The following is a 12721-nucleotide window of genomic DNA, read 5'->3' on the forward strand; positions in this document are numbered from 1 at the left end:
TTTATAATGACTATCTACATGAATATAGAAATAACCCCTCCCCCGTCGCTTCCCTCCACTAAATCCGTGCTCGCCGGCTTGAAGCCGGGGCAGCGGAATGCACAACCCATCCCGCCGGGTTCAGGCGACGCATGGATGCTTGCCGACCTGGCACGTGCATCCCGACACACGCTGGTCGTGTTATGCGCCGAGCCGTTGGCCGCCCAACGACTGGCCGAGGAGATCCTGCTGTTCGCGCCAGAATTGCGCTTGCGGCAACTTCCCGATTGGGAAACCCTGCCCTATGATAGTTTTTCTCCGCACCAGGATTTGATCTCAGAGCGCTTGCGCACATTGCATGCTCTGATGCAGGAAAGCGTCGATATCCTTACGGTTCCGGTCACGACTGCCCTATACCGTCTTGCGCCACCCGAGTTCCTTGCTGCCTATACCTTCTCCTTCAAGCAAGGAGACGCACTTGACGAAGACGGACTGCGCCGCCAGTTGACCCTGGCCAACTACACCCATGTCACCCAGGTGACAGCGCCCGGCGAGTTCTGCATACGCGGCGGCCTGATCGACCTGTTCCCCATGGGATCAGTCCTGCCCTACCGCCTCGATCTGTTCGACAACGAAATTGAATCAATTCGAAGCTTCGATATCGACACCCAGCGCAGCCTGTATCCCGTCAAGGAAGTCCAATTGCTGCCGGGCCGCGAGTTTCCGATGGACGAAACCGCGCGCAACCAGTTTCGTGCACGCTTTCGGGAAATCTTCGAGGGCGATCCGTCCCGTGCCCTCCCCTACAAAGACATTGGCAATGGCATTGCATTTGCGGGCATCGAATACTACCTGCCGCTGTTTTTTACCCATACGGCCACACTGTTCGATTATCTGCCCGCCCAGTCGCTGACGGTGACGCTGGGTGATATCAACCAGGCTGTGCAACGATTCGGGCACGACACACAAGGCCGGTATCAATTCCTGAAATCCGATCGCGAACGACCCGTCTTGCCACCCGAACAACTCTTTCTCAGCGAAGAAGAGCTATTCACGCACCTGAAGGCGTTTGCCAGGCTGGCCTTGGGCGAAGACGGACTGCATCCCGATTTCCAGCCGGCCCCCACCGCCGCCATCGTACGGCGCGCCGAAGATCCCGTCGCAAGCCTGCGTGCTTTGCTGGATCGGAATCACGGCCGCATCGCCTTGTGCGCGGACTCCGCCGGACGACGTGAGACGCTACTGCAAATGCTCGAGGAATTCGGAATAAAGCCGGACTTCGCGAGCGAAACGCTGCAGGACTTCCTGGCGTCGGAAAGCCGTTTTGCGTTGGTGATCGCACCCGTCTCCAGCGGCTTTGTGCTGGTCGATCAGGTGCTCACGCTGCTCACCGAAAACGATCTCTATCCAAGCCAGGCCCGCCCTACTCGACGCGGTAAGCGCGCGCAGGAACACGCGAGCGACGTGGAAGCAATGGTGCGCGACCTATCGGAGTTGCGCGAAGGCGATCCCGTCGTGCATGCTCAACATGGCATTGGTCGCTACTGCGGGCTGATCGAAATGGATCTCGGTGAAGGACTGATGGAACTCCTGCACCTGGCGTATGCCAACGGCAGCACGTTGTATGTACCAGTAGCACAACTGCACGTCATCGCCCGCTACAGCGGCTCCGACCCCGATCATGCGCCACTGCATCAATTGGGCTCCGGCCAGTGGGACAAAGCGCGGCGCAAAGCCGCCAAACAGGTGCGCGACGCCGCTGCCGAACTGCTGGCGCTGTATGCCCAGCGCGCGGCCCGCGAAGGATATCGTTTCAAGCTTCCAGTCAATGACTACCACGCGTTCGCGGAAGGCTTCGGCTTCGAGGAAACCCCGGACCAGGCAGCCGCCATCGAAGCTGTCATCGGCGACATGACGTCGGGTCGCCCCATGGACCGACTGGTGTGCGGTGACGTTGGTTTTGGCAAGACCGAAGTGGCGCTTCGTGCGGCGTTCCTGGCGGTGCTCAACGGCAAGCAAGTCGCACTGTTGTGCCCGACCACTCTACTGGCTGAACAGCACGCACAGACCTTTTCCGATCGCTTTGCCGACTGGCCCGTGAAGATCGTGGAGCTGTCGCGCTTCCGGTCCGGTAAGGAAGTAGCGGCCGCCATCCAGGGACTCAACGATGGCCGCGTCGATATCGTGATCGGTACCCACAAGATTTTGTCGAAAGACGTCGTGTTCAAACGCCTCGGTCTGGTCATCATCGACGAGGAGCATCGATTCGGTGTCCGCCAGAAAGAAGCGCTGAAAACTTTGCGTGCGGAAGTCGATGTGCTGACCCTTACCGCAACGCCCATTCCGCGCACGCTGGGTATGTCACTGGAAGGCATACGCGACTTCTCCGTGATCGCGACCGCACCCCAGAAACGGCTCGCCATCAAGACCTTCGTACGACGGGAAGACAAAAGCACAATACGCGAAGCCCTGCTGCGCGAACTCAAACGCGGCGGCCAGATATACTTCCTTCATAACGAGGTCGACACCATCCAGAACCGACGGGCCAGCCTGGAAGAACTGGTGCCTGAAGCGCGTATTGCGGTTGCCCACGGACAGATGGCGGAACGCGAACTCGAAGAAGTCATGAAGGGCTTCTACCAGCAGCGTTATAACGTATTGCTTTGCACGACCATCATCGAGACAGGTATAGACGTGCCAACCGCCAATACCATCGTCATACATCGCGCCGACAGATTGGGGCTTGCTCAACTGCACCAGTTGCGGGGGCGCGTGGGCCGCTCACATCATCAGGCTTATGCCTATTTGATGACGCCCGGCGAAGATGCCATCACGTCAAACGCCAAAAAGCGCCTGGAGGCCATACAAGCCATGGAAGAGCTGGGCGCCGGCTTTTTCCTGGCCATGCACGATCTTGAAATACGAGGGACCGGCGAAGTGCTGGGCGAATCGCAGTCGGGAAACATCCAGGAAATTGGCTTCTCCATGTATTCCGATATGCTGAACGCGGCCGTCCGGGCACTTAAGTCAGGCGAAGAGCCTGACCTGGATTCGCCTTTTGCCTCGCTTTGCGAAGTGAACTTGCACGCCTCCGCCCTGCTTCCCTCGGACTTTTGTCCGGACGTGCATGCACGATTGGGGTTCTACAAAAAACTGTCGCATGCCAAGCATGAAGATGATCTGATCATGATTCAGGAGGAACTGATAGATCGCTACGGCAAGCTGCCCGAGGCCGCGCAGACCTTGCTTGCCACCCATCGATTGCGCCTCCATGCCGAACCTCTGGGCATTATCAAGATCGATGCCAGCGATACCCAGGCCATGATCCAGTTCTCCGCCAAGCCGAATATCGAACCGATGCGCATCATCGAGCTCATACAGAAGCAGCGCGATGTGCGCCTTGCGGGACAAGACAAGTTGAAGATTGAAATCAAGCAAGGCCAGCTGGTCAGTGCCCGCATTGAAACAATACGCAAAGTGCTGCGATCCCTGGCTTAGCATCCGGGAAAAGCGCAGCGCGACAGGTCGGGTTACGCGATCCGACGCTTCAGAGCAGTGCTTGTCAATGGCTCAGGCGGAACCAGTTCAATATTGCGTCAAGGGGGCTTACGTTCAACGCATAGTTGGCTTGCCGCCGCACCACTGGCTTGGCGCGATACGCCACCGAGTACTGCGCCAACGCCAGCATTTTCAGGTCGTTGGCACCATCGCCCACGGCAATGATCTGTTCCGGGGCGGCCCCCAATTCGTCGGCCAGCCGTTTCAAGTGATCCGCCTTACCCTGTGCGTCCACAATAGTACCCACGACTTTACCGGTAAGCTTTCCCTCGTTCGTATCAAGAAGGTTGGCGTGGCAGGCATCGAGCGAAAGACGCGCTTTCAGACGCTCGGTAAAAAACGTAAAACCACCCGAAACCAAAAGCGACTTCAGCCCTGTCTTCCTGGCTGTGGAAATCAGTTTCTCGGCACCGGGGTTAAGGCGAAGGCGCTGTTCGTATACCTGTTCCAGCGCGCTCACTGGGACCCCTTCCAGCAAAGCCACACGCCGCTTCAGGCTTTCGGAAAAATCGGTGATCTCGCCGCGCATGACGGCTTCGGTGATCGCGGCCACTTCAGCCTTGCGACCGACCATATCGGCGATCTCGTCGATGCACTCGATATTCACTAGTGTGGAGTCCATATCCATGGCCAATATCCGACAATCGCGCAATCGCGCGATTTGCTCGAAAAACGCATAATCGATGCCGAATTCAGCGCAACATTCTTCGATCGCGACACGTTCGCCTTTGTCGACATCAAGTAGGCGTACGGCCGTGCTGCCCAATTCCTGTACCCCGCCGGCGCTGGCGATGGCCGCTATTTTCTCGATATTGGCGGCAACAAGGTTGGGAGCTTGCAGGATAAGGTGAGTCATAGTGAATAAGTCATAAAAAACGCCGCGATATTGCACCGGTAAACCGGCTGTAGCATCATGAAGATGAAAATGTTGCGAGCCATTTTAACTGCTTACCAATCAAGCCTGGTTTGGGCAGGAAACGGCGTTACTATTAACGCCGTTTCCCGGCTCTCGCCGGGTTGTGTACAGGACAAAGCCTTCCTGTTCTCCTTCGACAAAGTCAATGCCAGTGCATCATTTTCCGGCGCGCCCCGTAGCAAGCCGAATCCGCCCCTTTTCAATCACGAAAGCGCTATTCTTCTGTCTGCTGTGCCTTTGCACGGCGTTCACATTCGTAGTGGCTCATGCCGCCGATTCCGACGCAAAGATCGAGCCCGAGAAAGTGCTGGACGCGGCACGTGCCCAAATCGACATGGTGCAGAAAAAGCTCGAAACCCACGGCGACAAGCCTCTGGACGACGCACAGCTTGCGGAGCTCCGAAGTACCGCACTGGGCGCGCAGGCCCAGGCAGAAGCGGCCGCAGGCGCCATTGAGCCGCTGTTCACCAGCGTAAAAGCGCGTATGGCCGAACTCGGCGCACCTACCGAAGGCACACCCGAGGCGCCGGACGTTGCCGAACAACGAAAACAGCTGGCCAAGAACAGCAGTTCGCTGGACGCCCAGATAAAACTCGCCAGGCTTATTGCCGTGGAAGCGGGGCAAGCATCGGAGCAGATTCTGAAACTGAGGCGGACGCAATTCCAGGCGCAGCTGGGCCAGCGCACGTCGTCTATTGCAGCACCCAAGTTCTGGAGCGGATTGCTGGCTGAATGGCCTCAAGACCTCGGCAGGCTCAAACCCATGCTCGTGGACCTCGCGGCACTGTTCAATGCCGTGTCGGCAGGTACCCATGTCATCGTGCTGGCGGCCATCCTATTGATCGTTGGCCTGCGGATCCAGGCTGGCCGCGCCCTGTTGCGGATGAGCATTACACGGGTGGCCCCTGGACGCTTGCGCAGGTCATTGCACGCCACGATACTCGTCTTATTGACGACGGCGACTCCCGGCCTAATCGGCGGGGTTGCGCTCTTGGGCTTGCGCCTAAACAGCGACATCCCGGACTTGGTGGAATCCCTGTTGAATCAAGCTATCGGCATAGCCTGCTTTGGCGGCTTCGTCACCGGATTGGGCAACGCGCTACTCTTGCCGGGTCGTCCCACATGGCGCCTTCCGCCGATCAGCGACGCCGTTGCGTCGGGGCTGCGCTGGTTTCCCCTTGCGCTGTCCATCGTCCTCTCGTTCGGCTGGGCGGCTCAGCGGCTTGCCGTCCTGATCAACGCCAGCCTGGTTGCCACCGTCGCCCTGGACTGCTTCATGGCCCTGACTCTCAGCATCACCCTGGGTCTGGCGATGCAGCGCATCCATAGCCTGAGCCGCCTGGTGCCGGGCGAAGAACATCAGGCCAGGCCGCCTTTACCGATGGCGCTTTCGTTGTTGCGAGGCGCCGTCTGGATTGCGGTGGCATCCAGCATTGTGTGCCTGCTCAGCGGCTATGTCGCGCTGGGCAGCTTTATTATCAAACAACTGGTCTGGATCAGCCTGGTGCTCGGTTCGACGTATCTGCTGACGGGTCTGATCGACGACATCTGCGGCAGCCTGCTCGCGTCTACCAAACGCAATGGCGGTGACGAAGGGCACAGCCGTCCGTGGTTCCGCGCACGCAGCCAGGCAACCGTACTGGTATCCGGCGTAATGCGCCTGCTGCTGGTTCTGTTCGCCTTGATGCTATTGCTGTCGCCATTTGGCGGTGGGCCCGGCGAGTGGATACGCCAGATCGATCACCTGCACGCCGGCATTGCCATCGGCGAAGTGCAGATCCGCCCTACCTCCGTTCTGACGGCCATATTCGTCCTGCTTCTCAGCTTTGGCGCCGTCAAATTGCTGCAACGATGGCTGGCTGATCAGTATCTGCCGACCACGAGCCTGGACTCCGGCATGCGGCTTTCCACAGCCACATTGTTCGGGTACGCGGGTTATGTCGTCGCCATTGCACTTTCTTTATCTGCCGTCGGCATCAGCCTGGACCGGGTGGCCTGGATAGCCAGCGCACTATCGGTCGGCATAGGCTTCGGACTACAGGCAGTCGTGCAAAACTTCATATCCGGACTGATACTGCTGGCCGAGCAGCCGGTGAAGGTAGGCGATTGGGTGTCTCTCGGCGGCATCGAAGGCGACATTCGACGTATCAATGTGCGCGCCACCGAAATCCAGATGGGTGATCGCTCCACCGTGATTGTGCCCAACTCGGAATTCATCACGAAAGTCGTACGAAACGTCACGCACGCCAATCCCTTAGGGCGAGTCCAGATAAAGCTCTCGCTGCCAGTGAACACCCATGCCGAGCAAGTCCACGACCTCATGCTCCTTGTGTTCCAGGAAAATACGGAGGTGCTGGATGAGCCGGAACCCGACGTCATGCTCGATGGCGTAGACGCGACAGGGCTGGTCTTCAACGCGACCGGCTATGTAGGATCGCCACGTTCGGCTTACCGGATACGCAGCGCGCTGCTGTTCGAAATACTGAAACGTTTGCGCGACGCGAAATTGCCGTTGATCAGCCCACCCACCATGGTGTTGAAGGAGTCCGGCCAAGAGGCCTGATCCGCCAGACAACGATCAGCCAGTTGTTCGAGCCTGGCGGGGCTTGGGGCGGCGAAGCAAATAGCGGTACACGAAGCCGGGATATCCCAACACCAGAAACAGGCTGAACGTCACTGCATAAAATTCCCAGCCTTGAGTAAACCGGTTGCCCAAGTTGACTTCGAAGGCAAAGCCCAGAATGCCGACCAAGAGGTAGAACATCAGCATTTCCAGCAGGCGCACGAAAAAAGACTTCTCGATTACGTAAGCGCGGCTGCGCCAGCCTGGGTAGGCCAGCAACGCCGCAATGACAACGGCAAGGCCGCCGATCTTGGCGAGAAACAGGGAAACCGACGCCAAATCGGATGCCATCACCAGCGCGCCCCCGATCAGTCCAAATGCTCCATAAGCCAAGGTTGCAAGCAAGGCAAGGAATATCAGGGAAAAAATCCACTGCATCCATGCGGGAGCGGCAGGCTCGCCTTTCTGTGTCCACGGCAATATCAGGAAAGGTCGTTCCGCGAGAAAAGGAAGATTAGCCGTTATCAAAGACAAACCGATAAGAATCCAAACGGCAAATGACTGATTCATCAATAACTTCCTCTGGCCCTGGCATTGCCAGGACCTGACTGATCGATAGACTGGGACGTCCGTTCCGCCGAAGAGGGCGGAACCTGGCTGGGCCGCCGCAACCCATGCGGGGCTGGGCTGCTACCGCCTAGAATTTGAGCGAGCCTTCGATGACGCTGACACACAAGGCCATCAATCCGCCAGGCAGGACGCCCAGAATGATGATCAACAGCCCGTTAACGGACATAAGCCCGCTGGTGATGATGCCGTTATCGATAAGCACCGGTTCGCCCTCGGGTTCGTCGAAATAGGCCATCTTCACAACGCGCAGGTAATAGAATGCGCCGATCAGCGAAAACAGTACGGCAACCACGGCAATCGCAATGTGGCCGGCACCGACCAGCGCCTGCAGTACGGCGAGCTTCGCATAGAAGCCGGCCATGGGGGGAATACCCGTCAGCGAGAACATGGAAAGCAATAGCACGCCAGCCAGGATGGGATTACGACGGTTGAGCCCCTTCAGGTCGGAAATGTTCTCGCATTCAAAGCCCTTGCGGCTGAGCAGGAGTATCAGTCCGAAGGTACCCAGCGTGGTCAATACATAGATGATCATGTAAAACAATGAAGCGCCATAGGCAGCACCGGTGGCGGCGGCCTGGTCCTGTACCACGCCAGAGAGCAGGCCCAGGAACACGAAACCCATGTGAGAAATGGTCGAATAGGCCAGCATGCGCTTGAAGTTGGTTTGCGCAATTGCCGCGATATTGCCGATGGCCAGAGAAAGGACGGCCAAGATAAGCAACATCGGCTGCCAGTCGACGGCGATACCGTGCAGGCCTTCTATCAGCAAGCGCAGAGTAATGGCAAAAGCCGCCAGCTTCGGTGCCGCCCCCAACAACAGAGTGACCGAGGTCGGCGAGCCTTCGTAGACATCGGGTGTCCACATATGAAAGGGTGCGGCAGCGAGCTTGAACGCCAATCCCGATACGATGAACACCACACCGAATATGAGCGGCAGGCGCTCCGCCTGTCCGCTACCGATGACTTCGGCAATAAGGGTCAGGTCGAGCTGGCCGGTTGCACCATAGATCATGGACATGCCGTACAACAGCACTCCTGAAGCCATCGAGCCCAGCATGAAATACTTCATGGCGGCTTCCGTCGCCTTCAGATCGTCGCGACGCAATGCCACCAGGGCGTACAAGGCGAACGACATCAATTCGACACCCAGATACACGGTGAGCATGCTGCCGGCCGAGATCATCACCATCTGGCCCAATAAAGCGAACAATGTCAGCGAATACATTTCGCCGCCGTTCTTCATCATGCTGCGCGCTTCGGCGTACCCGCGTCCGTAGATCAAGGTGGCGCCAACCGCCAAATAAGACAATATCTTCAGGAAGTGCGCCAGCGAGTCGACCACATACAGTCCGCCGAACGAACTGCCCTGCACGCCTTCGCTCCACTGCCAGAAAGACAGACCAGTCAGGGACAGCAGTGTGATAATGCTGAGCGTAAAAGTGACATGACGCGATTCGGCTTTGTTCATCGCGTCGACGAGCAGTGTGACGGCAGCCAGAATCAGAAGCAGAATCTCGGGCAGAGCCAAGGCGAAGTCATAAGGATTTTGCATAATAGTTCGGGTCTACAGTTTCGAGATAGAGACGTGCTGCAACAAGGCTTCCACCGACACGTGCATGACATCTGTAAACGGCTTGGGATAGATACCCATATATAACACCGCGATTGCCATGACACCGAGGATGAAGAACTCGCGCGAGCTCAGATCGGTCATGGCCCGTACGTTGTCGTTGGCGATATCGCCGAACGCCACGCGCTTGAGCATCCACAAGGAATAGGAAGCGCCCAGTATCAGCGCCAGCGCAGCAAGAAGCCCTATCCAGAAGTTATATTGGACGGCGCCCAGAATCACCGTGAATTCGCCCACGAAGCCGCTGGTCGCCGGCAATCCACTGTTGGCCATCGAAAACAGCACGAAAAAGGTCACAAACCGCGGCATGACATTGACTACGCCGCCGTAATCATCAATACGCCGCGTGTGCATACGGTCGTACAACACGCCGATACACAGGAACATTGCGCCCGACACGAAACCGTGCGAGATCATCTGGATGATCGCGCCTTCGAGGCCAGCCGTATTGAACAAGAAGAAACCCAGCGTCACGAAGCCCATGTGGGCCACCGATGAATAAGCAACCAGCTTCTTCATATCATCCTGAACGATGGCGACCAGTCCGATATAAATGACGGCAATCAGCGACAAGGCGATCATCATGCCTGCGAGGCTTTGCGATGCATCAGGGGTGATAGGCAGAGAAAACCGAAGAAATCCGTATGCGCCCAACTTGAGCATGATGGCTGCCAGCACGACGGAGCCGCCTGTCGGCGCCTCGACGTGTGCGTCCGGCAACCAGGTATGGACCGGCCACATCGGCACTTTGACGGCAAAAGCAGCCAGTAGCGCAAGGAAAACCATGATTTGTGGCGTATACCCCAACTTCAATTGATGCCAGGTCAGAATGTCGAAGGAGCCGCCGGATGCATGCCAGAGGTAGATGAATGCAATCAGGGTCAGCAACGAACCCATCAACGTGTACAGGAAGAACTTGAATGCGGCGTATACGCGGTTAGGACCGCCCCACACCCCGATAATCAGGTACATCGGAATCAGGGTGGCTTCAAAAAAGACGTAAAACAGCATGCCATCGAGCGAGGCAAACACGCCCACCATCAGGCCCGACAGGATCAGGAAGGACGCCATGTACTGCCCGACCCGGCTGGTGATGACTTTCCAGCCGGACAATACTACGATGATCGTGATAAAGGCGGTGAGCAGGACGAACCAGATGGAAATCCCATCGATGCCGACGTGATAGTTGACTGCGAAAGTCTCTATCCACGATGTCTTCTCGACGAACTGCATGTCGGCCGTATTGGAATTGAAGCCGAAGTACAAGGGCAAGGTTACCAGGAAGCCCGCCACGGAGCCCACTAGTGCCAGCATACGCGTGAGTCCCGGCCGGTCGTCGCGACCAACCATTAGTACGATCAGGCCAGCAATAATCGGTACGAAGATCGCAAGCGTTAACCAAGGGAGAGTAGAAGACGCCATATCGCTAGCCATCAGAGAACCGTCAGTACAAAAAAGGTTAATAAAGCCATGATCCCGATGATCATCGCGAAGGCATAGTGATAGATATAGCCGGATTGCAAGTGGCGGCTGGCGGCTGCCAACAGGCCTATGAATCGCGCACTTCCATTGATCATGATGCCGTCTATCAGGCCGCGATCACCCGCCTGCCAGAACCCTCTACCCAAGCCGCGCACGGCGCGTGCAATAACTTGCTCGTTGAACCAGTCGGCATAGTATTTGTTGTCCAGCACGCGGTTGATGAACGACAGCTTCTTATGTATGGCGGCCGGAACCTTCGGATTAATGAGGTAGCAATACCAGGCCACGACCAGACCCGCGATCATGAGCCAGAAAGGCAGCGTCACAAAGCCATGCAGCGCGTAGGCGACCCAGCCATGCCAATGCCCGGCCAGTTCGGCCATGGCGGGATGCGCCGGCAACACCTTGATTACGCCATCGAAGAAGCCGTCGAACAGGAGCGGATCGATGAAGCAAATGCCAGCGATGACGGACGGAATGGCCAACAGCACCAAAGGCAGGGTCACGACCCACGGCGATTCATGAGGCGTACCGCCATGATGGCCGTGTTCGTCGTGCCCATGTGCGGCATGATCATGAGCATGGAACCGCTCTTTGCCATGGAACACCAGGAAGTACACACGGAAGGAGTACAGGGAAGTGACGAACACGCCGATCAATGTCGCGTAATAGGCAAAGTTTGCACCCCAGACATTAGCAGCGCCCGCCGCTTCGATGATGTGCTCCTTGGAGTAGAACCCTGAGAAAAAGGGTGTACCAACCAAGGCCAGCGTTCCCACCAGGAAGGTAATCCATGTAATCGGCATGTACTTGCGCAGGCCACCCATGTTGCGGATATCCTGGTCATGGTGCATGCCGATGATCACCGAGCCTGCGCCCAGGAACAGCAATGCCTTGAAGAATGCGTGCGTCATCAGGTGGAAAATGGCGCCTGAATAGGCCGACGCGCCAAGCGCGACAGTCATGTAGCCCAGTTGCGACAAAGTAGAGTACGCAATGACCCGCTTGATATCGGTCTGGACGATGCCCAGTATGCCCAGGAACAAGGCTCCGATCGCGCCAATGACTATCATCACCGACAGCGCGGTGTCGGAGTACTCGAACACGGGTGAAAACCGGGCCACCATGAAGATGCCGGCTGTAACCATGGTTGCCGCGTGGATCAGTGCCGAAATCGGCGTCGGGCCTTCCATCGAATCGGGAAGCCAGGAGTGCAATGGAACTTGTGCCGACTTACCCATGGCTCCAACGAACAAGGCTATGCAGGCCACGGTAAGCAGTTGCCAGTCGGTACCCGGGAAAGTCATGCCTGCCAGCTTTTCGGTCTGGGCGAACACGTCACCGTAGTGCATGCTGCCTGTGTAGGCAAACAACAGCGCAATACCGAGCAAGAACCCGAAATCGCCTACGCGATTCATCAAGAAAGCCTTCATGTTGGCAAAAATGGCAGTTGGACGCGTGTACCAGAAACCAATCAACAAGTAGGACACCAGACCCACGGCTTCCCAGCCGAAGAACAACTGAACCATGTTGTTGGACATGACCAGCATCAACATGGAAAAGGTGAACAGCGAAATATAGGAAAAGAAACGCTGGTAGCCCGGATCGTCGGCCATGTATCCGATGGTATAGATATGCACCATGAGCGACACCGATGTAACCACCACCATCATCAGCGCTGAGAGGGAATCTATGAGAAACCCCAGTTCAAGCTTGGTCGTGCCGATGACACTCCAGGTGTAGAGCGCGCCGTCGAAGGTCTGCCCGTCCAGCACCTGCAGCAAGACAATGACGGAACCAATGAAGGAGATCAGTACGCCCAGAATGGTAATAAGATGAGAGCCGCGCCGGCTGACGAAGCGGCCTAGAAACCCCGTACCGAAAAATCCGGCCAATATGGCTCCCACCAAGGGAGCCAGCGCAATCAATAAATATAGATTTGGTGAATTCATAGTATGTGCAA

Annotated in this window: 7 protein-coding genes and 1 pseudogene; 2 read left to right on the forward strand and 6 right to left on the reverse strand. The window is 57.1% G+C overall.

The window, feature by feature from the left end:
* Window positions 1–18: 18 nt before the first annotated feature.
* Window positions 19–3477 (forward strand): transcription-repair coupling factor, encoded by a 3459-nt coding sequence (mfd, locus tag CR155_RS10565; RefSeq protein WP_102070165.1) that lies wholly within the window; start codon window positions 19–21, stop codon window positions 3475–3477.
* Between the two features lie 64 nt (window positions 3478–3541).
* On the opposite strand, the gene serB is transcribed toward mfd, so the two are convergent.
* Entirely contained in the window at window positions 3542–4393 is an 852-nt protein-coding gene (gene serB / locus CR155_RS10570; protein WP_102069994.1) for a phosphoserine phosphatase SerB, read from the reverse strand.
* A 205-nt stretch (window positions 4394–4598) separates the two neighbouring features.
* Between serB and CR155_RS10575 the strand changes: the two genes are divergently transcribed.
* Window positions 4599–7016: a DUF3772 domain-containing protein gene (locus CR155_RS10575; protein WP_102069995.1), complete on the forward strand. Its 2418-nt coding sequence runs from the start codon at window positions 4599–4601 to the stop codon at window positions 7014–7016.
* 15 nt (window positions 7017–7031) lie between these two features.
* On the opposite strand, the gene CR155_RS21370 is transcribed toward CR155_RS10575, so the two are convergent.
* The 5 genes and pseudogenes from CR155_RS21370 to nuoL form a co-directional block, all read right to left on the reverse strand.
* Window positions 7032–7367, reverse strand: coding sequence for a DUF2818 family protein (locus CR155_RS21370; RefSeq protein WP_369406180.1), 336 nt, complete (start codon window positions 7365–7367; stop codon window positions 7032–7034).
* A 54-nt stretch (window positions 7368–7421) separates the two neighbouring features.
* Window positions 7422–7586 (reverse strand): annotated as a pseudogene (locus CR155_RS21375) (DUF2818 family protein); the annotation flags it as partial.
* Window positions 7587–7713: 127 nt separating this feature from the next.
* A complete protein-coding gene (gene nuoN, locus CR155_RS10585) occupies window positions 7714–9201 on the reverse strand; it encodes an NADH-quinone oxidoreductase subunit NuoN (RefSeq protein WP_199171737.1) in 1488 nt (495 codons plus the stop codon).
* A gap of 9 nt (window positions 9202–9210) precedes the next feature.
* Window positions 9211–10713, reverse strand: coding sequence for an NADH-quinone oxidoreductase subunit M (locus CR155_RS10590; RefSeq protein WP_199171738.1), 1503 nt, complete (start codon window positions 10711–10713; stop codon window positions 9211–9213).
* Entirely contained in the window at window positions 10710–12710 is a 2001-nt protein-coding gene (gene nuoL / locus CR155_RS10595) for an NADH-quinone oxidoreductase subunit L (RefSeq protein WP_102069999.1), read from the reverse strand. The genes CR155_RS10590 and nuoL overlap by 4 nt, the downstream gene beginning before the upstream one ends.
* Window positions 12711–12721: the final 11 nt, after the last annotated feature.

The sequence above is a fragment of the Pollutimonas nitritireducens genome, assembly GCF_002849615.1.
GTDB classification, from domain to species: domain Bacteria; phylum Pseudomonadota; class Gammaproteobacteria; order Burkholderiales; family Burkholderiaceae_B; genus Pollutimonas; species Pollutimonas nitritireducens.